The 20,522-nt window shown below is 64.5% G+C and carries 21 protein-coding genes; 14 read left to right on the forward strand and 7 right to left on the reverse strand.

What is annotated here, in order from left to right; all coding sequences use genetic code 11:
• The first annotated feature begins 7 nt into the window (after nt 1-7).
• The 4 genes from atpD (at nt 8) to ACUXVX_RS18325 (ending at nt 3,801) form a co-directional block, all read left to right on the forward strand.
• Complete coding sequence (atpD, locus tag ACUXVX_RS18310; protein ID WP_222468215.1) at nt 8-1,432, forward strand: F0F1 ATP synthase subunit beta; 1,425 nt, start codon at nt 8-10, stop codon at nt 1,430-1,432.
• Between the two features lie 62 nt (nt 1,433-1,494).
• Complete coding sequence (locus ACUXVX_RS18315; protein ID WP_222468214.1) at nt 1,495-1,914, forward strand: F0F1 ATP synthase subunit epsilon; 420 nt, start codon at nt 1,495-1,497, stop codon at nt 1,912-1,914.
• Nucleotides 1,915-2,041: 127 nt separating this feature from the next.
• Complete coding sequence (locus tag ACUXVX_RS18320; protein ID WP_222468213.1) at nt 2,042-2,392, forward strand: H-type lectin domain-containing protein; 351 nt, start codon at nt 2,042-2,044, stop codon at nt 2,390-2,392.
• 191 nt (nt 2,393-2,583) lie between these two features.
• A complete protein-coding gene (locus ACUXVX_RS18325; protein ID WP_446309432.1) occupies nt 2,584-3,801 on the forward strand; it encodes an MFS transporter in 1,218 nt (405 codons plus the stop codon).
• Here ACUXVX_RS18325 and ACUXVX_RS18330 read toward each other — a convergent pair.
• Together ACUXVX_RS18330 and ACUXVX_RS18335 are read right to left on the reverse strand one after the other, a co-directional pair.
• Complete coding sequence (locus ACUXVX_RS18330; protein ID WP_446309433.1) at nt 3,798-4,145, reverse strand: hypothetical protein; 348 nt, start codon at nt 4,143-4,145, stop codon at nt 3,798-3,800. The two genes, ACUXVX_RS18325 and ACUXVX_RS18330, sit on opposite strands and share 4 nt — an antisense overlap.
• A gap of 149 nt (nt 4,146-4,294) precedes the next feature.
• Nucleotides 4,295-5,317 (reverse strand): ribose-phosphate pyrophosphokinase, encoded by a 1,023-nt coding sequence (locus tag ACUXVX_RS18335; RefSeq protein WP_222468210.1) that lies wholly within the window; start codon nt 5,315-5,317, stop codon nt 4,295-4,297.
• Nucleotides 5,318-5,412: 95 nt separating this feature from the next.
• On the opposite strand from ACUXVX_RS18335, the gene ACUXVX_RS18340 reads away from it, so the two are divergent.
• Complete coding sequence (locus ACUXVX_RS18340) at nt 5,413-6,006, forward strand: DsbA family protein (RefSeq protein ID WP_446309434.1); 594 nt, start codon at nt 5,413-5,415, stop codon at nt 6,004-6,006.
• A gap of 220 nt (nt 6,007-6,226) precedes the next feature.
• On the opposite strand, the gene ACUXVX_RS18345 is transcribed toward ACUXVX_RS18340, so the two are convergent.
• The 3 genes from ACUXVX_RS18345 to ACUXVX_RS18355 form a co-directional block, all read right to left on the reverse strand.
• The gene (locus ACUXVX_RS18345; protein ID WP_446309435.1) at nt 6,227-7,690 is read right to left on the reverse strand and encodes an ABC transporter substrate-binding protein; all 1,464 of its coding nucleotides are present in this window, start codon (nt 7,688-7,690) and stop codon (nt 6,227-6,229) included.
• Nucleotides 7,691-7,755: 65 nt separating this feature from the next.
• Complete coding sequence (locus ACUXVX_RS18350; RefSeq protein ID WP_446309436.1) at nt 7,756-9,042, reverse strand: acetylornithine deacetylase/succinyl-diaminopimelate desuccinylase family protein; 1,287 nt, start codon at nt 9,040-9,042, stop codon at nt 7,756-7,758.
• A 46-nt stretch (nt 9,043-9,088) separates the two neighbouring features.
• Nucleotides 9,089-10,774, reverse strand: coding sequence for a BCCT family transporter (locus ACUXVX_RS18355; protein ID WP_222494998.1), 1,686 nt, complete (start codon nt 10,772-10,774; stop codon nt 9,089-9,091).
• Nucleotides 10,775-10,962: 188 nt separating this feature from the next.
• Between ACUXVX_RS18355 and ACUXVX_RS18360 the strand changes: the two genes are divergently transcribed.
• From ACUXVX_RS18360 to ACUXVX_RS18400, 9 genes are all read left to right on the forward strand, one after another.
• Nucleotides 10,963-12,042, forward strand: a complete 1,080-nt coding sequence (locus ACUXVX_RS18360) for a hypothetical protein (protein ID WP_222468205.1) — start codon at nt 10,963-10,965, stop codon at nt 12,040-12,042.
• Nucleotides 12,043-12,105: 63 nt separating this feature from the next.
• The gene (locus tag ACUXVX_RS18365) at nt 12,106-12,348 is read left to right on the forward strand and encodes a type II toxin-antitoxin system prevent-host-death family antitoxin (RefSeq protein WP_446309437.1); all 243 of its coding nucleotides are present in this window, start codon (nt 12,106-12,108) and stop codon (nt 12,346-12,348) included.
• A complete protein-coding gene (locus ACUXVX_RS18370) occupies nt 12,341-12,763 on the forward strand; it encodes a hypothetical protein (protein ID WP_446309438.1) in 423 nt (140 codons plus the stop codon). The genes ACUXVX_RS18365 and ACUXVX_RS18370 overlap by 8 nt, the downstream gene beginning before the upstream one ends.
• Nucleotides 12,760-13,890, forward strand: a complete 1,131-nt coding sequence (locus ACUXVX_RS18375; protein WP_446309439.1) for a hypothetical protein — start codon at nt 12,760-12,762, stop codon at nt 13,888-13,890. Before ACUXVX_RS18370 ends, ACUXVX_RS18375 begins: the two co-directional genes overlap by 4 nt.
• Nucleotides 13,891-13,957: 67 nt before the next feature.
• Nucleotides 13,958-15,892, forward strand: coding sequence for an ATP-binding protein (locus ACUXVX_RS18380; protein WP_446309440.1), 1,935 nt, complete (start codon nt 13,958-13,960; stop codon nt 15,890-15,892).
• Nucleotides 15,889-16,614: a hypothetical protein gene (locus ACUXVX_RS18385; RefSeq protein ID WP_446309441.1), complete on the forward strand. Its 726-nt coding sequence runs from the start codon at nt 15,889-15,891 to the stop codon at nt 16,612-16,614. Before ACUXVX_RS18380 ends, ACUXVX_RS18385 begins: the two co-directional genes overlap by 4 nt.
• Nucleotides 16,611-17,975, forward strand: a complete 1,365-nt coding sequence (locus ACUXVX_RS18390; RefSeq protein ID WP_446309442.1) for a DUF6638 family protein — start codon at nt 16,611-16,613, stop codon at nt 17,973-17,975. The genes ACUXVX_RS18385 and ACUXVX_RS18390 overlap by 4 nt, the downstream gene beginning before the upstream one ends.
• Nucleotides 17,976-17,978: 3 nt before the next feature.
• The gene (locus tag ACUXVX_RS18395; RefSeq protein WP_222468198.1) at nt 17,979-18,254 is read left to right on the forward strand and encodes a hypothetical protein; all 276 of its coding nucleotides are present in this window, start codon (nt 17,979-17,981) and stop codon (nt 18,252-18,254) included.
• Nucleotides 18,255-18,262: 8 nt separating this feature from the next.
• Nucleotides 18,263-18,952, forward strand: coding sequence for a DUF1523 family protein (locus ACUXVX_RS18400; protein WP_222468197.1), 690 nt, complete (start codon nt 18,263-18,265; stop codon nt 18,950-18,952).
• 65 nt (nt 18,953-19,017) lie between these two features.
• Here the strand turns inward: ACUXVX_RS18400 and ACUXVX_RS18405 are convergent, their stop codons facing one another.
• Both ACUXVX_RS18405 and ACUXVX_RS18410 read right to left on the reverse strand, forming a co-directional pair.
• A complete protein-coding gene (locus tag ACUXVX_RS18405; protein WP_446309443.1) occupies nt 19,018-19,725 on the reverse strand; it encodes a hypothetical protein in 708 nt (235 codons plus the stop codon).
• Nucleotides 19,726-19,891: 166 nt separating this feature from the next.
• Nucleotides 19,892-20,359 carry an Hsp20 family protein gene (locus tag ACUXVX_RS18410; protein ID WP_222468195.1) on the reverse strand — a complete coding sequence of 156 codons (468 nt, stop codon included), beginning with the start codon at nt 20,357-20,359 and terminating at the stop codon, nt 19,892-19,894.
• Nucleotides 20,360-20,522 lie beyond the last annotated feature (163 nt).

The following is a 20,522-nucleotide window of genomic DNA, read 5'->3' on the forward strand; positions in this document are numbered from 1 at the left end:
AACGATAATGGCAAACGCAAAAGGCAAAGTGACCCAGGTCATCGGCGCCGTCGTGGACGTGCAGTTCGACGACGCCCTGCCCGAGATCCTGAACGCGCTTGAAACCGAAAACAACGGCAAGAAGCTGGTGCTCGAAGTGGCCCAGCACCTTGGCGAGAACACCGTGCGCACGATCGCCATGGACGCGACCGAAGGTCTCGTGCGTGGTCAGGCCGTGACCGACACCGGTGACGCGATTCAGGTTCCGGTGGGCAATGCCACCCTGGGCCGGATCCTCAACGTGATCGGCGAGCCGGTCGACGAAAAAGGCCCCGTGGACGCCAGCGAGACCCGCGCCATCCACCAGCCCGCACCCGAGTTCGACGAGCAGTCGACCGAGTCCGAAGTGCTCGTGACCGGCATCAAGGTGATCGACCTGCTGGCCCCCTACGCGAAGGGCGGCAAGATCGGCCTCTTCGGCGGTGCAGGCGTGGGCAAGACCGTGCTCATCATGGAGCTGATCAACAACATCGCGAAGGTGCACTCGGGCTACTCCGTGTTCGCCGGTGTGGGCGAGCGGACCCGTGAGGGCAACGACCTCTACCACGAGATGATCGAATCCAACGTCATCAAGCCCGACAACCTCGAAGACTCCCAGGTGGCTCTGGTCTACGGCCAGATGAACGAGCCTCCGGGGGCCCGTGCCCGTGTGGCGCTGACCGGCCTGACGCTGGCCGAGCAGTTCCGCGACCAGTCGGGGACCGACGTGCTCTTCTTCGTCGACAACATCTTCCGCTTCACGCAGGCGGGTTCCGAGGTGTCGGCGCTTCTCGGCCGTATCCCCTCCGCTGTGGGCTACCAGCCGACGCTCGCCACCGACATGGGCGCGATGCAGGAGCGGATCACCTCGACCAAGCAGGGCTCGATCACCTCGATCCAGGCCGTGTACGTGCCCGCGGACGACCTTACCGACCCCGCGCCCGCCACGACCTTTGCCCACCTCGACGCAACCACCGTGCTGTCGCGCGCCATCTCCGAGCTGGGCATCTACCCGGCCGTGGACCCGCTCGACTCCTCCTCGCGCCTGATGGACCCCTCGGTTCTGGGTGAGGAGCACTACAAGGTGGCCCGCGACGTGCAGGGGATCCTGCAGCGCTACAAGTCGCTTCAGGACATCATCGCCATTCTCGGCATGGACGAACTGTCGGAAGAGGACAAGCTGACCGTGGCCCGCGCCCGGAAGATCCAGCGTTTCCTCTCGCAGCCGTTCGACGTGGCCAAGGTGTTCACCGGTTCCGACGGCGTTCAGGTGCCGCTGGAAGACACCATCTCCTCCTTCAAGGCGGTTGTGGCCGGCGAATACGACCACCTGCCCGAGGGCGCCTTCTACATGGTTGGCGGCATCGAAGAGGTGAAGGCCAAGGCCCAGAAAATGGCTGCCGAAGCCGCCTAAGAGCTAACGCCCCCTGCCCCGCCACGGCGGCGGGGGGCGATTTCAACTGACAGGAGCCTGTAATGGCCGACACCATGCAATTCGATCTGGTTTCGCCCGAGCGTCGGCTCGCGTCCCTCGCGGCCAAGGCCGTGCAGATCCCGGGTGCCGAAGGCGACCTGACGGCGATGCCCGACCATAGCCCGACGATCACCACCCTGCGCCCCGGCCTGCTGACCGTGACCGCAGAGGATGGCGCCGAGAGCAAATATGCCGTGATCGGCGGCTTTGCCGAGATCACCGCCGAGGGCACCACCGTTCTGGCCGAGCACGCCGTGCCCGCCGACGAGATGACCTCGGAGCTGCTCGAAGAGTTCCTCTCCGACGCTGCCGCCGCCCGTGACAACGCGAGCGCCGAAGATCTCGACGCGCTGGCCAAGACCGCCGCAGACATCGCCGCGCTCGGCAATGAGCTGGGCGTCTCGGTTCGCACCAACGCCTGAGCCTGATCTGGCAGAAATTTCAAAGGCCCCGCCGGGAAATCGGCGGGGCCTTTTACGTTTCGGTTCCAATTTCCGCCCAAATCCTCTTTTATCGATGTTCCGAGGAATCCGGATTGTGATCAACTGAATGAAACGCCTGCGCAACCACCTTGTCGGGGTCGACGAAGGATCTGTGGTGCTGTTCTCCGACTTCGAGGACGGCGGCGAGATGTGGACGGGAACAGGCCCGCGTCAGGCCCGCCGTGCCGTGAGCTTTTCTGAGAGCTACCGGGGGGTGCCCACGGTCATGGTGAACCTCGCGATGTGGGACATGGACCAGAAGACCAACCCGCGCGCCGACATCTCCGCCGAGAACATCACCAACGACGGCTTCGAGCTGGTGTTCCGCACATGGGGCGATACCCGCGTGGCCCGCGTGCGGGCGAGCTGGATGGCCATTGGCGAACTGCGCCACGAGGACGACTGGGAACTGTCCTGAGGCGGCTTGGCGCGACGGAACCAGGCGGAAAGAGTGGGCGGGCGGGCATCGCGGCACCTTGACCGGTGGGCGATGCAGGCGGCTTGACCCAGCCTACAGCCTGATCCGCAACAGGCACCGCAGGCCCGCCTGCCCCGCCCTGTTACCGAAATTTCGCTTGCCGGATCGCCTGCACGGGGCCAGAAGCCCGCATGACCCGCATCAACGGCCCTCTGTTCTTTATCCTCGCCACCCTGATGCTGGACGCAATCGGGATTGGACTCGTGTTTCCGATCATGCCGGAGCTGATGGCGCGGGTGGGCGCGGGGGACGTTGGCGAAGGCTCGTTCTGGGCCGGGGTGCTGATGGCGGCCTATGCGGGGGCGCAGTTCGTTTGCGGGCCGATCGTTGGCTCGATCTCGGATGCCTGGGGCCGCAAGCCGGTGCTGCTGGCCGCCCTCGCCTGCCTCGTGCTCGACTACATTCTGATGGCGCTGGCCGGCAGCTTCTGGCTGCTGCTGCTCGGGCGCACGCTCGCGGGGGTGGCAGGGGCGACCTATATCACCGCAACCGCCTACGTGTCGGACATCACGCCCAAGGAACAGCGCGCGGCCCGGTTCGGGCTGATCGGCGCGGCCTTTGGCGTGGGCTTCGTGCTCGGCCCGGCGCTTGGGGGCCTTGTGGCAGGATGGCATGTGACTGCGCCCTTCTGGGTGGCCGCCGCGCTGGCCGCCGCCAACCTTGCGCTCGGCCTCTTCGTGCTGCCGGAATCGCTCCGTGAGGAGAACCGCCGCCCCTTTGGCGCGCGGCAGATCAACCCCTTCGCCAGCTTCCGGCGAGCCTTTGCCCTGCCTGGCCTTACCGTGCCGCTCATCGCGCTAGCACTCTTTGAGTTCGCCAACATGGTCTACCCGGTGCTCTGGGCCTTCTGGGGCAAGGCGGCGCTGGGGTGGAGCACGCTGACCATCGGCCTCTCGCTTTCGGCCTATGGCGTGCTGATGGCACTGGCGCAGGCCGTGGTGATGCCCGTTGCAGTGGCGCGGCTGGGCGAGCGGCGGCTGGTGATCTTCGGGCTGGCGGTCTCGGCCTTTGCGATGGCGGTTTACGGGATGACGACGGCCACATGGCTGGTGCTGCTGGTGATGCCTTTAGCTGCGCTGTCAGACCTCGTGCCGCCCACGCTCACCGCCATTGCCGCCAACGGGGCGGGCGAGGACGAGCAGGGCATGGTGCAGGGGGTCATCGCGGCGCTCGCCGCGCTGGCGGCTGTGGCGGCGCCGCTGATTTTTACCCCGCTGTTCCGGCTCTTCACCGATGGGAGCGGCCCCTACTGGCCCGGTGCGCCCTTCATGCTGGGCGCGGTGCTGGTGCTGGCGATCCTGCCGCTGGTGATGCGGCGGGAGCGCGCGAGCGCCGCCGCCCCACGCTAGTAGGTGAACACGGCCCCCAAGCCGATGATCGCAGACATGATGGCGATGAACGCGACCCAGTTGAGCAGCGTCACCCAGCCCTGATGGGAAGGCGCCGCGGCCTTGCGAGCGCAGAGCGGGCAAATGGTCTGGCCGCCCGGGATCGGGCTGGTGCAAACCTCGCAGGCGGCATCTGGCAGCGTGCTCTGAAGGCGTGCAGAAGGACGCGGCGGCGCAGGCACCTCCTTGGGCTGGGGCGGCACGTAGCGCTCCCGGCCGCGCCTGGCCCGGAGCCGCGCGATGCCTTTCACGATCACCATGAAGGCACCGATCAGCGGCAGCAGAAGGGCGATCTGGCCCGGCATGGCATCCCTCTTCCAACAGGATCGGGCTGCGCTGGCCCCTGCCCTACGATCTGCATCGCGCAGGGAGCGCACCCCGCACACAGATTGGGCGGCCCCGCCGGGCGTTCAAGGGCGCGGCAGGGCGGGCGCGAGAATTATCTCAGCGCCGCTCAGACATCGGTGCCGTAGAAGCCTTCGTAGATCGGCACCAGCGTGTTGTGATCGAAGAGCGACGACACCGAGGTGCCCGACCAGATGTTGAGGATCGCCTGGGCGAACATCGGCGCGGTGGGCACGATGCGGATGTTGGGGCAGGCCTTCACCGGGTCGGTCGGCTCGATACTGTCGGTGATCACGAGGCTCTTCATCACCGATTTGGTGATGCGCTCCACCGCGGGGCCGGAGAGTACGCCGTGGGAGATGTAGCTGTGCACCTCGGTCGCACCGTTCTCCATCAGGATCTCGGCGGCCTTGCAGAGCGTGCCGGCGGTGTCGCAGATGTCATCGACGATGATGCAGACCTTGTCCTTCACGTCGCCGATCACCGTCATCTCGGCCACTTCGCCGGGCTTTTCGCGGCGCTTGTCGACGATGGAGAGCGGCGCGCCGATCCGCTGGGCCAGTTCGCGGGCACGGGCCACGCCGCCAACATCGGGGCTCACCACCATCACGTCGGAGAGCTTGTCCTTCATGTGGTGCTTGATATCGAGCGCGAAGATCGGGCTGGCGTAGAGGTTGTCCACGGGAATGTCGAAGAAGCCCTGGATCTGGGCGGCGTGCAGATCCATCGTCAGCACCCGCTCGATGCCGGCCTCGTGGATAAGGTTGGCCACCAGCTTGGCCGAAATCGGGGTGCGGGCCTTGGTGCGCCGGTCCTGCCGGGCGTAGCCGAAATAGGGTATCACTGCGGTGGTGCGGGCGGCCGAAGAGCGCTTGAGCGCATCGGCCATGATCAGCAGCTCCATCAGGTTGTCGTTCGCCGGGTTTGAGGTGGGCTGGATGATGAACATGTCCTCGCCGCGGACGTTCTCGTAGACCTCGACGAAGATCTCCTGATCGTTGAACCGCTCGACCCGCGCATCCACCAGCCCCACGGTCATGCCGCGATGCATCGACATGCGCCGGCAGATCGACTTGGCCAGCGGCAGGTTGGCATTGCCGGACATCAGTTTGGGTTCGGTCGGATTGGGCATCGCGTATCCCCTCGCGCGTGGCAGAATCGTAACGTTGACACCCCATAGCACCGGCCTACCGTCAGGGCCAGAAAGCCGCGCACAGGGAGGTGCAAATGCCGCATATCGACTACTTTTTCTCCACCATTTCCCCCTTCACCTATCTCGCGGGCACGCGGCTGGAGGAGATCGCAGGCGCGGCGGGGGCGAGCATTGCCTACAAGCCGGTCGATATCATGGCGCTTTTCGCCCGCACCGGCGGCACCCCGCCCGGCGAACGGCACGAGAACCGCAAGGCCTACCGGATGCAGGAACTGAAGCGCGCGGCGGCCAAGACCGGCCTGCCGATGAACTTCACGCCCGCCCATTTTCCGACCAACGCGGCGCCGTCGAGCTACGCGCTGATCGCGGCGCAGGCCGAAGGCGGCGGCGATGTGGGCGCGCTGGCCCACGCGCTGTTGCGGGCGGTCTGGGCCGAGGAAAAGGACATCGCGCAGGACGATGTGATCAAGGGCTGCCTCGAAGGCGCCGGGTTTGACCCGGGGCTCGCCGACCGCGGCCTGCTGGCCGGGGCGGAGACCTATGGCCGCAACCTCGACGAGGCGGTGGAGAAAGGCGCTTTCGGCGCGCCCTTCTACGTGGTCGACGACGGGGCGCTCTTTTGGGGCCACGACCGTCTGGATGACCTCGAGGCGCATCTGAAGGGGTGATTGGACCGTCGGGACTAGTCCCGACCTACCGGGATGGCGCTGGCCCGCGCTATTGCATCGTCAGCCTATGCGGCGGGTTGGCCGAATGGATATTGGGAGCAAGAAAATGAATAGGGGCGCACCCTGCTCCATTTTCTTGCTCCAAATACTCTCTACGCCTCTCTCCCGCGCGACCGTCCGAGGCCGGCTGACCGACGGTCATTCGGCGCGAGGGTGACGGTCACTCCGTCCAGCGCACCCCTGTCAGATCATTCGCCTGCGTCGGTGCGTTCTCCCAGAGGCCCTCGATCTTGGCGTTCGCAACGCCGGTCTTGGGCAATTGGAAGAGGTAGCCGTTCACGAAATCTCCGGCGATCTTCTCCTGCGCCGATTTCAGGATCTCCGAGCGCGCCGCCGGGTCGGAGGTGCCTTCGAGCAGGGTCATCATGCTTTTGAAGTCCGGGTCGGCGTATTGGAAGTAGTAGTCATCCCGGGCGTAGATGTTGATATCCATCGGCTCGGTGTGGCTGACGATCGTGAGGTCGAAGTCGCGGCCCTTGAACACCTGTTCGAGCCATTGCGCCCATTCCATGTTGGTGATCTCGGTCTCGATGCCCACGTCGCGGAGCAGGGCGGCGATGATCTCGCCGCCGCGGCGGGCGTAGGCGGGGGGCGGCAGGGCGAGGCGGAGCTTCAGGCCCTCCACCCCGGCCTCGGCCAGCAGCGCCTTGGAGCGCTCCGGGTCAAAGCCCGACATCTCCGTCAGGTCCACGTAGTCGGGGTTATGCGGCGCGAAGTGGGTGCCGATGGGCGTGCCAAAGCCGTTCATCGCGCCGTCGATGATATCCTGCCGGTTGATCGCATGGGCAATCGCCTCGCGCACCTGCACGTTGTCGAGCGGCGGCTCGGCGTTGTTCATCGCGAGGATCGTCTCGCCTTCAGTCGAGCCGAGGATAACCTTGAACTGCGGGTTGCCCTCGAATTGCGGCAGGGTCTCCTGCGCGGGGAAGTTGGGAAAGGCATCGACATCGCCTGCCATCATCGCGGCGAAGGCGGCGTTGGGGTCGGTGATGAACTTGAAGGTCGCAGTCGCCAGCGCCGGGGCCTCGCCCCAGTAGCTATCGTTGCGGGCAAGCGTCACCCGGTCGCCCTGCACCCATTCGCTGAAGGTGAAGGGGCCGGTGCCAATGGGCTTGGTGGCCAGATCGGCCGCGCTCTCAGAGCCGACCATCACCGCATCGCCCCAGGCCATCTTGAATGGAAAGGCACCATCGGCCTGCCCGAGCGTGACCTTCACGGTGGTCGGGTTCACCGCCTCGACGCTTTCGATCCCGGCAAAGAGCGCCTTTTGCGCGTTGGTCGAGTCCTCTGCGCGGGCGCGGTCGAGGCTAAACACCACATCCTCGGCGTTGAAGTCGGTACCATCGTGGAAGGTGACCCCCTCCTGCAGGGTGAAGGTATAGGTGCGGCCATCGTCGGAGACCTCCCAGCCGGAGGCCAGCGCGGGCTGCACCGAGCCGTCGGCGGCAAAGCGGGTGAGCCCTTCGAAGACGTTGGCATAGACCACCTCGTCGATGGCCGCCGCCGCGCCGCCGGTCGGGTCGAGGTTGGGCGGTTCGAGCACCATGCCGAGGGTGATGCTGTCTTGCGCCAGCGCGGGCGTGGCAAGGAACGCGGTGGCAAGAAGGGTTGCGCGAAGGGTCATGGGGCTGGGCCTCCCTGAGTGGTTTCTCTCAGGTTAACGGTACCCTGCCCCCCTGCATAGGCGTTTCAGCGGGCGAGCAACTCGGCCAGCACGAGGCCCATGACGGTGGCGCTATCGACCATGTCTTGCACGCCCACCCATTCGTCGGGCTGGTGGGCGAGGTCGAGGATGCCGGGGCCGTAGGCGATGCAGTTGGAGAGCTTGCCGATCCGGTCGATATGCTTCTGGTCGTAGGTGCCGGGGCTGACCACGTAATCGGGCTGGCGGGCGAGCACCTTTTCGATCGCGGCGGCGGTGGTGCGGACGATGGGGGCATCCTCCGGCGCCATCGTGGGTTGCACCTCGAAGAGATCGCGGACTTCGTAGGTGAAGCTGGGGCGCTCGGCCTTCACCTTCTCCAGCAGCGCGGTGACCTCGCCCTTCACCTCGGCCAGCTCCTCCTCGATCAGAAAGCGCCGGTCGATCACGATGCGGCAACTGTCGGGCACGCAAGGGGCGGGCAGGCCGGTGTATTCCGGCGGGTGATCCGGCTCGCCGCCGTGGATGGAGTTGATGTTGAGGGTCGATTGCTTGGCCCCCTCGGGCACCACCGGCATCTCGGTGCGTTTGGTGGAAAGGAGGGGGAAGAGCGTGGCCTCCATCTCCGCCAGCACGGCGCCCATGTGGCGCACGGCAGAGTCGCCCAGAAACGGCATGGAGCCATGGGCGATGCGCCCGAAGGTCTCGATCTCGGCCCACCAGACGCCGCGATGGCCAAGGCAGATGCGGTCCTTGTTCAGCGGCTCGGGGATGATGACGTGCTGCACGCGCTCCGGCGCGAACCAGCCGCGCTCGGCGAGGTAGGCGACGCCCCCGTAGCCGCCCGATTCCTCATCGGCGGTGGCAGAGATTTCGACCGCGCCGGAGAACTCGGGGCAGACCTCCAGAAAAGCCTCGACGGCGATGATGGAGGCCGCGAGACCGCCCTTCATGTCACACGAACCACGGCCGTAGAGCTTGCCGTCCTTCACCTCGCCGCCGAACGGGTCGAAGGTCCAGCCGCGGCCGACCTCGACCACGTCATGGTGGGAGTTGAAGTGGACGCACTCCCCGGCCCGCTTGCCCTCGCGGCGGGCCACCACGTTCCAGCGCGGATACTCGGCGCTGTCGGCGGGCGCGCCCTCGGCGCGGATCATCTCCACCTCGAAGCCCTGCTTGCCCAGCCGCTCGGCGAGATAGGCGCAGATCGCCCGGTAGTGCTGGCCCGGCGGGTTCAGCGTGGGGATCTGGACCAGATCGCGGCAGAGCGCCACCAGCTCACCTTCGCGGGCGCGGATGGCATCGGAGAGGCGGGCGTCGAGATCGGGAGACATGGCGGCAGGTTAGGCAGATCGACCTGCCGCCACAACGCCTGATCGGTCACTCCGCCGGGGCGGTCCGCTCCGGGGTGCGCCCGGCGGTGCTGCGGGCATCGAGCTCCACATCATCGTCGGAATGAAACGCCTCCAGCTCAGGCCGGGTGCCGATGGTGATATGGTCGATATCCTCCTCGGCAAAGCCCCGGATCAGCGAGGGGATCATCATGCAGACCAGCACGAAGATCGGCAGGCCAACCACGGTGATGACCTGTTGCAGCGCCGTCAGCCCGGCCTCGCCGGCGAGGATGATGAGCATGGCGGCCACCAGCCCCTCGGCGGCACCCCAGAACACCCGCTGGCCGACCGGGCCGGGGGTGGGCTTACCGGTGCAGAGCATGTCGACCACCAGCGAGGCGGAGTCCGACGAGGTGGCGAAGAAGATCGCCACGATGACCACGGCGAAGCCCTGAATGAACTCGGTGAAAGGGAAGTGCTCGAAGAAGGCGAACATGGCGAGCGGCACGCTCTCGGCCACCGCGGCGCTGATCTCGCCCGCCGCGTCGCCCATCGAGGCGCGGGCGGCAAGGCCCAGCCCGTCGAACTCCATCGCCTGCCAGCCGAAGATGGCGAACCAGACGAGGGTGAAGAGCGAGGGCGCGAGCAGCACGCCAAAAACGAACTCGCGGATCGTGCGGCCGCGCGAGATGCGTGCGACGAACAGGCCAATGAAGGGCGACCATGTGACCGTCCAGGCCCAGTAGAACACCGTCCAGCTGCCCTGCCAGCCCCACGGCGGGTTGTCGGGGTTCTCGTTGGCGAGCATGTCGTTCCAGAACATCAGGTGCGGCAGGTTCTCGAAGTAGAGGCCGAAAGTTTCGACCACACCGCGCAGCAAGAAGAGCGTGGAGCCAAAGACGAGGACGAAGATCATCAGCGCAACGGCCATGCCGATGTTGATGTTCGAGAGCACCTTCACCCCCTTGTCGAGGCCGACGACGATGGAGCCGATGGCGACCACGGTGAGCACGGCGAGGATCATCACCTGCACGCCCGGGCCGGTGCCCGACCCGGTCAGCGCATCGAGGCCCGCCGCGATCTGGCTGGAGCCGAGGCCGAGCGATACCGCCACGCCAAAGAGGGTGCCGAGGATCGAGGCGATGTCGATCGCCTTGCCGATGGGGCCGTGAATGCCCTCGCGCAGCAGCGGGTAGAACACGGAGCTGACCCGCACGGGCAGCTCGTAACGGTTGATGAAATAGGCAAAGGCCAGCCCCGGCAGCGCGAAGATCGCCCATGTGTGCAGGCCGAGGTGATAGATCGCGATTGAGATCGCATCCTGCGCCGCCTCCTCGCTGTGCGGCGCCACACCCGGCAGCGGCGGGTTGGCGAAATGCGAGATCGGCTCAGCCACGCCCCAGAACATCAGCACCGTGCCGATACCGCCGGCAAAGAGCATCGTGAACCAGCTGAGGTTCGTGTACTCGGGCCGCGAGCCCTTTGGCCCAAGCCGGATATGGCCGTGACGCGAGCAGGCCGCCCAGATCAGAAAGCCTAGCCAAACGTTGACACCGAGGATGAAGAACCAGCCGAGATTGGTCACGATCCACGCCCGCCCGGCGGCAAAGGCATCGCCGATGGGCTCGGGCGCAATGACCAGCGCAAGCACGAAGAGCAGGGTCAACCCCGCCGAAATGAAAAAGATGGTCGGATCGGTGCGCAGGCCAAGGCGGCTGGCGAGCTGATGCAAGGAAATCTCCCCCGTTTGTGTTCACGCGTCATGCAACCAACGGGAGAGCGGCGGGGATGTTCCGAATTTCTTGGCCATTCGCCGCCGAAAAGGCCCGGAAATGACCGCATTTGGCACGTGACGATGCTTAACAAAACGCGCTAAAACCCCCACATATGCTCCAGCACCAGATGATTTGAGGACGCGAAATGGCTGATTTTGACGCGATGATCGAGAAATCCCAGGCCCAGGTGGCCGAGACCCAGGGCAAGATTCAGGAGCTTTCGAGCCGGATCGAGAGCGCCCGCCAGAAGATGGCCGAGGGGCAGGATATCCAGCTCGACATCGAGAATGCCACGCTGGAAGACGTGCACCAGCACACCGAGCTGATGAACGCCAACATCGCCGAGCTGATCATGGGCCTCGATGATGTGACCGCCGGGTTCTCTGAAGACTTCAGCGAGATGCGCGACAAGACCGGCTGGGAAAGCTTTGTCGGCATCTTCTCGGCGGGCAAATCCGAGAGCCTGCGGCAGGAGCGCATCCGCACCGCCAACATCGACGACAAGCTGCAAGACCTGATCAGCAAGTCCGACATCATCGTGAAGCTGCTGGAGAACCAGCTGACCATCCTGAACGGCGAAAAGGTGAAGGTGGAGGCCAACCTCTCCACCACGCTCGACGAGCGAGAGGCCACTGTGGGCGAGCTGGAGGCCCTGCGCGCCGAGATCACCGCGATGGACCCGAAGATCATCGAGCTGGAAAACAAGATCTCGGTCGAGCAGGACGCCGCCGCGCGCACCAAGCTCGAGACCGAGCTGGCCGAGCTGAACGCGCAATACAACGAGAAGGTGCAGCAGGAGCAGGTGAAGCTGGCCAAGAGCCAGACCCTCGAGCGCTATATCGAGAAGGGCAAGACCTGGGTCGACTCGCTGCAAAACCAGGCCGCGACCCAGATGGTGCTGATCAACAAGCTGCAGACAGACACCAAACAGCGCGTGGTGCTCTATGACGCGCTCACCAAGTCGCTGAAGACCGCCCAGCAGCAGGACGTGGCCCACCGGATCAACGAGATCGGGGTGAAAACCGACCAAGAGGCGCAGGCCGCCATGGCTGGCATCGGCGCCGCGACCAACCAGCGGATGGCCGACATGATGGAGGCCCATGAAGATCACATGGTCTTCGCCCGAAAGGTGCTGGAGCAGAAGGCCAAGGCCGACGAACGCTTCGCCCGCCGCTTCGAGAAGATCGTCGAGAAGCACGACAAGAACATCTACGGGGACGTGTGAGGCTGGATTGCGGAAAATCCCCAAGTTAGCTATATTAGCTAAGTTAGGGAAAGGAGCTCCGTGATGCGCGAGTATTCTGCGACCGATCTGGCTAACAAAACTGGCGACGTGCTGGCCGCCGCCGCTCGCGAAGAGGTGGAGATCACCCGTCACGGCAAGCCGCGTTACGTGATCATGAGCCACGAGCGCTTCGAGCGGTTGATTGCGCGAGGCGATACCCGGCAGGCCTTCCGCAACGAAGACCTCTCCGAGGAAGCGGCTGCCGAGATCATCGCAGCGCTGGAAGAGTCCCTGAAGGATGAGTGAGGGACCACAGCCGGGAGAGGTCTGGGATTACCCCTACCTCTGGGCACGTCAGGCGGACCACGGCGAGACGGAGGGACGCAAACCGCGCCCCTGCGCGGTTGCGGTTCTGGTCAGGCTCCAAAGCGGGCAGACGGCGATCCTGTTTCTGGCAATCACATCTCAGCGCCCGGCCTCAGACCGACGCGCCGTAGAGGTGCCCGAGACCGAGCGCAGACGCGCCGGGCTCTCCACCGATCAACCGCTGTGGATCATTCTGGATGAGCACAATGCAGACCGGCTGGAGACGTCTTTTAACCTGCACCCGGAGGCCCGTATCGGGGCGTTCAGCCCGAGGTACTTCACCCAGATCAAACAGGCCTTCTTGACGGCAATGAAGCAACGACACTCCCGTAGCGTTCGGCGGGACGACCAATGACCGACACCAAGAAAGCCCTCACCGCCGACCACAAGCAGCTCACCGACGAATTCGCGGCGCGGCGCTATTTCACCAAGTTCGAGGCGATCACCGGGCATCTGGCCAAGGTGGCGGCGGCGATGGAGGTGGAGGGCAGCCTCAGCAAGACCGAGGTGACGATCCTCGGGCGCTACATCGGCGCGCTGGCCAATGCCTTCGCCGCGCTGGGCAATAAATACCTGCTCACAGGCCGTGACGGCACACCGGTCGGCAAGCTGGATTTCGACAGCCACGAAAGCGGCTTTCCGGTGTTTCAGGAAATGCTCACCATGGCCGTCGATGCCCAGCAGGCCGGGCGGCACCTCGATAACATGCCCTCCGAGCCCGAGCTGAAGGATGAGATGATCCGCCAGATCGTCGGTGAGCTGGCGATCCCGACCAAGCTGCAATACGCCATGGCCCAGCGGCTCTACTACGAGGCGCTGGCGGGGGGCGATATCTTCTGGGCGCGCAACGACCCGCAGGCGCTCTGGCAGCGCAGCGAGGGCGAACGGCGGGTGTTCCTGATCCACTGGGCGATCTTCGACAGCCAGACCAACCTGCCGGTGATCTACCTGATGGAATGCGAGGACTCGGGCCGCACCAGCCTGCCCAAGGACGAGCGCCGCTGGCCCGCCGCGCAGGCGCACCTGATGGCGCAGAGCATGTCTGGGCTGAAGCTGCTGACCATCGCGCAGGGCTTCGACGAAGACTTCGACGACCTCCACCCCAAGCGGATCAGGCGCTTCCACGTGGGGCCGATGTATTCCTCGGCCTACACCGTGCAATCCGGCCCGCTCTGCGAGGTGCTGCGCGAGGCCCGCGCCCCCGAAGGGCAGGACTGGGCACTGGCCTGGACCGAGGAAGAGCTGGTGAGCGAGCGGGTGCGCAGCGAAAAGGCGGGCTGGTTCTCGAGCGTGGAGCGCGAGATCTTCACCCTCGATCCGTTCTCGGGCCGCGGCGTGGACACCGGTGCCACCCGGCAGGAGCGCGCCATCATCATGCCCGAGCGCCCCTACCAGGTGCTGGCCGAGAAGAACCCGCCGGGCTTTTCCGGCGTGCGCAAATTCGTCGTCAGCCCCGGCGGCAGGGTGTTTGGCTACAGATAGATTTTGAGCCTCCGGCGGGGATATTTCTCGCAAGAAAATGAGGCGGGTTTCGAGAAGGAATTGAGAGATGAGCCTTTCCAGCGACGAGATGGAGCTTCGCGAAGAAGAGATCCGCAAGCATTACGAGGCGGCGGCGGCGATGCTGGAGGGCGTGGATCACACACCCCGGATTGCCGCGCCCAAGGCCGAGCCTGCGCCTGAGCGCTCGTCCGGTATCGGCACGCGGCGGCGGTTTCGCAGCACCACGCCGGGGCTGGTGACGCGCAGCACCGCACGGCCCGAGGGCGTGCGGCTGGTGGAACGGATCGAGGGCGCCGATGAGGGCGACCCGCTGGTCTCTCCAACGCAGGCCACCGTGCTGCACGGGCTGCGCCGCGCGATTGCCGTGGCGCTGGCGGTGGGCGAGGGCTTTGCCGAAGCCACCGGGCTGGTGGAGCTGAAAAAGGAGAATCTCGAAGGCCGCCTGCCCGAGACCCGCAAGGCCGAGTTCTCCGAACTGCTGGCCGCCGAGGCGCTGGCGGTGATGTATTCCTTCGGCAACGCGACCTCCTTCCTGCTGGCCCCCTCGGCCAGTGAGGCGAGCGTGGAGATCGGCGCGGTGGAAGAGGTGCTGACCGACAACGCCCCTCTCGCCCTGCACGGCTGCCTCTGGGAGCTGGATCAGGAGCTGGCCACCTTTGCCGACGAAGAGCCCAAGCTGGTGGCGACCGTCATGGCCTATGCCGAGCAGCTGATGGAGAAGGTCGCCCTGCGTGGCCAGACCGCCCCGCGTGTGGGCGCCTTCACCGGCGCCAAGTACCGCGTCGAGGCCGACGACCTCACCATCGCGGGCTTCACCCCGGCGCGGAAGGCCAAGGGCAGCACGCTGGTGATGCAGTTCAAAAAGCCCAACGAGGTGGTCGGCAACCACATTGCCAAGTACCAGTCGATGCGGCTGGCGAAGATGATCATGGCCTATGACTTCGACCGCAAGCTCAACCCCTTCGTCGAGCTGGGCGGCTTCATCTTCACCTTCATGGGCGATGGCGCGCCGGGCACCGGCAAGACGACCCTGATCCAGATGATGGCCGGGCTGGTGAGCGAATATTGCGGCAACGCGGGCTACCCCTTCCGCTACCAGAACTTCGGCATCGACAATATCGACAGCTATCAGGGCAAATCCGGCCAGAACGCCAAGGCCTTCATCAACAACGTGCTCGACCCCGGCGTGATCGGCTTCGGCACGGTGGATGACATCGACCAGATCGCGGGCAAGCGCGGCGACCGGCAGTCGAGCGCCGGCCAGCAGGAGGTGACCGCGGTGCTGATGGAGGCCTTCGCGGGCGCCAATACGGTGGTGCGCGGCAACTGCACCTTCGGGATGTTCTCCAACTACCCCGAAAACGTGGATGACGCGCTGCGGCAGCGCGCTGGCGCCCGCTTCCTCGTCGACGGGCCGCAGACTCGAGATGACTACATCGACATTCTCTACCTCCTGATGGGCAAGAACCACACGCTGCCCTTGGGCGACCACGAGGCCTATGCGGCACAGGAGATCAAGAAGGCGGTGGCGGCGAGCTTCGAGGGGCACGGCAAGCCCCATGAGGCGGGGCTGCTGGAGGTCTACGACCGGGTGATCGGGCAGGTCGGCGAGCTGGATACGATTGCCAAGGTCGGCACCTATCTGAAGGCGATACAGGAAGCCGACGAGCGCTTCACCGGGCGGGCGATCAAGAACATCACCGACGCGGTGAAGGTTCGCGCGATGGACTTCGAGCTGCCCGACGAGTGGATGGAGGAGCCGGAGCTGTTCCTCTTCAAGCCCTATGAAGAGAAGCTGGGGATGGTCGGCGAGCTGCGCCAGCCGATCACCATGGAGATGGTGATCCAGGAGGTGAACCGCTACGCGGATAGCGAGTTCCGCTACGCCGACAAGTCGGACGAAGTGGCCATCGAGGGGATGGTGCGCGACTTCGGTCGGCAGGAGGAGGCGAAACGGCGGTATTTGGAGGGGAAAGGGTGACTGGCATCGGTAGCGTGATTGATGTTTGGAGACCAAGCACGTACCCGAGTTGGTTCGTCGATTGCGCAAAAGCCCGTTCTGGGACCGACGACCACCAGCAATTTGTTGAAAATACCGTTCTGCCGAAAATCTCCGAAGAGACGCTGCGTGCTTGGCACTACTGTCGGCTATTGGAGTATGAGATTTCTGATCTGAAAACCAACGGGATAAAGCTCTGTTCGTTCGACCGGTTTAATTGCAGGCTCAGTCTAGCAGTCTCAAGTGGTGTACTCACCATTGCCGAGGCCGCTAAGATTTCGTCTCGAACTCCACTCAACAACAGCTCTCACCACGCCGGGCGGCTGGGAAAGTTCTGGATGACATCCACTCCAGTCCCGACCGAAGACCCAGGTGTCGTTCTTCTGCTCAATCACTGGGGGGGAGAAATGGTCTACTTTGGACTAGACGACAGGACGCCAGAGGATCAGCCGTTAGTCGAAAAACTGAGGCTGACGGGGTCAGGCTGTATTGTGGAGGTAGCAGTGCCAATTGCGCAAACCAATCACAAATTCCGCCTCGCCAACGCACTCGCAACGAACTACTGGCATCAAGGTAAAACACAAGAATCTCAGCGATTTGACCTTTACATCCAGACGGAACTCGGGCCGGAACACATACTCAATATTTACAACCTAGATGAATGTAACTTCAGACCGTCTGATCTCGCGGGGTACGTACAATGAAACGCCTCATCTCCCGCGGCCTGATGTTCGGCAACCTCATCGAGGTGGCCTCCCCCGCCCTGATCGACCGTTACAACCGCGCGCTCCACAAGCTCACCGGCAAGCGCACCGAGCTGCTCGACTTCCACGTCGATATCTCCGGCTTCTCCCCCGAGATCGCCTTCGAGTTCGATGACCTGCTCTATCTCAACCCCAACGGGGTGAACCGGCAGTTCATCCTGCTGACCACGGCGCAGAAGACCGCGCCGCTGCTCAACGCCAAGTTCTCCATGTCGCGCGGCATCCTGCGGCAGTTCATCGAGGAAAACGAGAGCCAGCTCTTTGCCCTCACCTCCCGCGACGCCGTGCTGGGCGAGCTGGATAACACCGTGTTCGAGGTCAACACCCCGGCCCGGCTCTTCGATATCAAGAAGATCACCGTGCGGGCCGATACCACCTCGGGCCATATCGAACAGGCGCAGGACCTCGCGGAAAAGATCGCCACCTTCAAGACCAAGCCCGATGCATGGTGGGATGACGTGCTGATCGCCGAGATGATCACGCTGGCCAAGCAGACCGGCGATGTCACGCGCAACCCTGTGACCTTCAAGGCGCCCAGCTTCACGCAGGGCAACTTCTGGACGGCGCATTTTGGGGGCTTGTACATCTTCCGCGATGTCGAGCACCCGGCGACCATCTCCTGCGGGCCGAAGGAAAAGCTGGGCAAGGTCCCCTCGCCCTATGTTTTCGACCTCGAAGACCGCGCCGGCATTGCCAAGTTCCTCGAGTTGAACGGGCTGGTCGAACCGATCGTGAAGGCCAAGGGCACCGATGCCACGGCGATCCTGAAACAGAAGATGGATTTCATCCTCGTCGACGTGGCCGCCACCCTGGGCCGCGATGTGCCCTCGCGCTCGCGGGGCGATTTGCGCAAGCTGGCCCAGACCCTCGGCTCCGCCCTGCCCCCCGAGTTCCACGCGCTCAACGAGCTGGTGCGCTGGTCCGAGCAGGGCGGCAAATGGCCGACGATCACCTCGAGCCACCCGGCCTATTTCTACACCCTGCGCGCCACCAACCACCCCGACCGCGACCTGATCAACCAACTCCTCGCCGAGCTCTCCACGCTCGACGTGCGGCAGCTCTTCATCTGCCACAAGGAGCTGTTCTACGCGCTCTACCGGGGCTGGCCGGACGGCAAGAAGGAGTTCGTGGCCGATTTTCTCGCCCGAGAATACGCGGTGGACAAGGAGGGGGCCCGGGCGGCACTCTTCGGAACCGGGGAAGAACCGATGGAAGAACCAGCCCCCCCGCCCGAGCCGAAAGCGCGCGTCTCCGAAGAGCGCATCCGGATCGTCGGGCCTTGGGGCGCGGTCAGGAGGTAAGGCATGGGGTTGATACGGCTGGTCGTGGTGGGGTTCATCGTGTTGACGGTGATCTACTTCTGCATCTCGATCTACTCCCGCTCCGTCCGCCGCGAAAAGCTGGAGGACGCATGGGCGGCGGATCACCCGGACGGGGGTGACCCCACGGCCCGGAGTGCCTATATCGAGGGCGGGATGGCCCAGTATCACAGCGGGCTTCGCAAGAAGCTGATCCTGCTGGTCTATGTCATCCCGGTGATCGCCGTCGGCGTGATCCTCTACCTGACCAACGCCAACTGAGGGGCGACATGCGGATTTTGTGGCGAGCGATCAAATGGGCCTTCCTGACGATGATCGCGCTGATCTTCCTTTATGTGCTGCCCCAGCATGATGTGGCGCGGATCACCGGCACCGAGGTGATCCGGCAGGACTTTTCCGGCTTCAACCGGATGTTCTACGCGCAGGCGGATTCGGGCGCCAACGAGCTGGCCACCCGCGATGTGCGCTTCATCCAGACCGTGCGGCAAAAGGCGTTTCTGCTCGGCTTCATCCCGCGCGACAGCTACGGCGTGATGGTGTTCCGCAACGAAGACTCGGGCTGGATCTGGCCGCCCTACTTCAAGTTCGACAGCTCCGATCTGCAGGCCGATGCCGCCGAATACATCTCGACCCAGGCCGAGCCGCAATGGGTGCTGATCACCCACTACGGCTTCCGCAACCGGTTCTTCTCGATCTACCCCAACGCCATCGGCATCAAGCCGATCGACGGGCCGGATCACTACTCGATCCCGTGGTTCAACATCAGCTTCTTCGTGCTGCTGGGCATCGGGCTGCTCTTCGCCCGGGCCATGTGGCGCCAGTTCCGCGAGCGCGCGCTGGACCCGACGCTGGACGCCGCAGAGGACCGGTGGGACCGGGTTGAGGCGGCGGCGAATGAGAAGAAGGCCGGGTGGCGGAAGTGGCTGGGCACGTGGAAGAGCAAGCCGCCGCGGTATTGATTTGCGTGCCGGATATCTCCGGCCACTCAACCAGTTAGGGCTGCCGCCAAGAGAGGCTCGAAACCCTAATTGGCCGGGCGGTATTCGGGGTACCCCCGCCCCTTGATCCCCTTACAACTAGCCGGCTTCGAAAGCCAGTTGCCGCTGTCATAGCAGTCTCTCAACGCGTCATGGCGCAACCGCTCCAACCGGGCTTCAGCAATGGCTTGCCACCACTTGGCTTCGAGAAGCAGCTGGTCGGCCGGGTCCGGCGTGCAAACCGAAAGCGCACCCAGGTCGTCACACAGCAGCCCTACCGGGGTGTCACCGGGAAAGGCGAAAACCGCCTTGAGTGACATTGCGCCCCAAGCATTCGCCGGTGGTGGCATGCCGCGATTAGTCTGCCCCCAAGCCGTGGCAATCCGCGTGGCCTCATACGCGCTTCCGTATTCGTTGAAGGGGAAGACCCGGACTGCGCGGTAGTCTCCCTGAACGGTGCCCTCCGGCGTATCGACGCCGTGGCTGCCTACGGTCAGGGTCTCCGTGCTGAACTCTTCGATCCCGTCCCGATCCGAATGAGCAGGGCTTGGACGAAACCGAAAGGTGTATTTCGTACCGCGAGGGCGGAGCAGAGTCAGCTTGGCATATCGCTCCGAAACCGTAACTTCGTATCTCTGATCCGGGGTCGCGTCGAACTCAGCGGCGGTCAGTTCGACCAATCCGCCATGCTCCAGCAGGTCGCCGTCGACATAGACGATGATCTCCACCTCTTGCGCGCTGGCAACGCGGGCCATCAGAGAGAAGACAAGCAAACAGACAAGACGCACAGGGAAAACCTCGCAAATGAAACAATCGGCACGACCTTCCAAGCGGCTGATCTGATTGTCCAGCGTCTTTGCGTCACGAAAAAGGCGCGCAGGTTTCCCCGCGCGCCCCTCTCATTTCATCGAAACCGAAGGCTTACGCCTCGACGGTTTCCTTCTTCGCTTCGATGGTCTTCTGCGACCCGCCAGCAATCTCGATCCGGCGGGGCTTCAGGGCCTCGGGGATCTCGCGCACGAGGTCGATGTGCAGCATGCCGTCTGCGTGGGTTGCGCCCGTCACCTTCACGTGGTCGGCGAGGGTGAAGCGGCGCTCGAAAGCGCGGGTGGCGATGCCACGGTGCAGGTAGGTCTTGCCCTCGTCGGAGTCGGCTTTTTTGGCCGAGACGATGAGCGCGCCGTCCTTCACCTCGACCGAGAGTTCCTCATCGGCAAAGCCCGCCACGGCGACCGAGATGCGGTAGTCGTTCTCGTCGACTTTCTCGATGTTGTAGGGCGGGTAGGTCGGCTGGGCGACATCGGTGGTCAGCACGCGGTCCATCAGGTCGGCGAAACGGTCAAAGCCGACGGTGGCGCGATACAGGGGGGAAAGGTCGTAGTTACGCATGGGTATCCTCCATTGAGCGATATATTTAGCGTTATCAGTCACATGCGCCTTCCTCAGAGGACAGGCGCGGGGTCGTGCACAGGCCCGTTTGGCGCCGGTGCAAGGATTATGTGGGGAGGGATTTTGGGGGTTTCAAGGGGGTTTGCGCCCCCCTTGAGTGGCT

Source organism: Vannielia sp. SX4 (assembly GCF_052828525.1).

What these genes read in the sequence shown, in the direction of transcription:
- atpD (WP_222468215.1), top strand. Translation starts at nt 8, where the DNA reads ATGGCAAACGCAAAAGGCAAAGTGACCCAGGTCATCGGCGCCGTCGTG.
- ACUXVX_RS18315 (WP_222468214.1), top strand. Translation starts at nt 1,495, where the DNA reads ATGGCCGACACCATGCAATTCGATCTGGTTTCGCCCGAGCGTCGGCTC.
- ACUXVX_RS18320 (WP_222468213.1), top strand. Translation starts at nt 2,042, where the DNA reads ATGAAACGCCTGCGCAACCACCTTGTCGGGGTCGACGAAGGATCTGTG.
- ACUXVX_RS18325 (WP_446309432.1), top strand. Translation starts at nt 2,584, where the DNA reads ATGACCCGCATCAACGGCCCTCTGTTCTTTATCCTCGCCACCCTGATG.
- ACUXVX_RS18330 (WP_446309433.1), bottom strand. Translation starts at nt 4,145, where the DNA reads ATGCCGGGCCAGATCGCCCTTCTGCTGCCGCTGATCGGTGCCTTCATG.
- ACUXVX_RS18335 (WP_222468210.1), bottom strand. Translation starts at nt 5,317, where the DNA reads ATGCCCAATCCGACCGAACCCAAACTGATGTCCGGCAATGCCAACCTG.
- ACUXVX_RS18340 (WP_446309434.1), top strand. Translation starts at nt 5,413, where the DNA reads ATGCCGCATATCGACTACTTTTTCTCCACCATTTCCCCCTTCACCTAT.
- ACUXVX_RS18345 (WP_446309435.1), bottom strand. Translation starts at nt 7,690, where the DNA reads ATGACCCTTCGCGCAACCCTTCTTGCCACCGCGTTCCTTGCCACGCCC.
- ACUXVX_RS18350 (WP_446309436.1), bottom strand. Translation starts at nt 9,042, where the DNA reads ATGTCTCCCGATCTCGACGCCCGCCTCTCCGATGCCATCCGCGCCCGC.
- ACUXVX_RS18360 (WP_222468205.1), top strand. Translation starts at nt 10,963, where the DNA reads ATGGCTGATTTTGACGCGATGATCGAGAAATCCCAGGCCCAGGTGGCC.
- ACUXVX_RS18365 (WP_446309437.1), top strand. Translation starts at nt 12,106, where the DNA reads ATGCGCGAGTATTCTGCGACCGATCTGGCTAACAAAACTGGCGACGTG.
- ACUXVX_RS18370 (WP_446309438.1), top strand. Translation starts at nt 12,341, where the DNA reads ATGAGTGAGGGACCACAGCCGGGAGAGGTCTGGGATTACCCCTACCTC.
- ACUXVX_RS18375 (WP_446309439.1), top strand. Translation starts at nt 12,760, where the DNA reads ATGACCGACACCAAGAAAGCCCTCACCGCCGACCACAAGCAGCTCACC.
- ACUXVX_RS18380 (WP_446309440.1), top strand. Translation starts at nt 13,958, where the DNA reads ATGAGCCTTTCCAGCGACGAGATGGAGCTTCGCGAAGAAGAGATCCGC.
- ACUXVX_RS18390 (WP_446309442.1), top strand. Translation starts at nt 16,611, where the DNA reads ATGAAACGCCTCATCTCCCGCGGCCTGATGTTCGGCAACCTCATCGAG.
- ACUXVX_RS18395 (WP_222468198.1), top strand. Translation starts at nt 17,979, where the DNA reads ATGGGGTTGATACGGCTGGTCGTGGTGGGGTTCATCGTGTTGACGGTG.
- ACUXVX_RS18400 (WP_222468197.1), top strand. Translation starts at nt 18,263, where the DNA reads ATGCGGATTTTGTGGCGAGCGATCAAATGGGCCTTCCTGACGATGATC.
- ACUXVX_RS18405 (WP_446309443.1), bottom strand. Translation starts at nt 19,725, where the DNA reads ATGGCCCGCGTTGCCAGCGCGCAAGAGGTGGAGATCATCGTCTATGTC.
- ACUXVX_RS18410 (WP_222468195.1), bottom strand. Translation starts at nt 20,359, where the DNA reads ATGCGTAACTACGACCTTTCCCCCCTGTATCGCGCCACCGTCGGCTTT.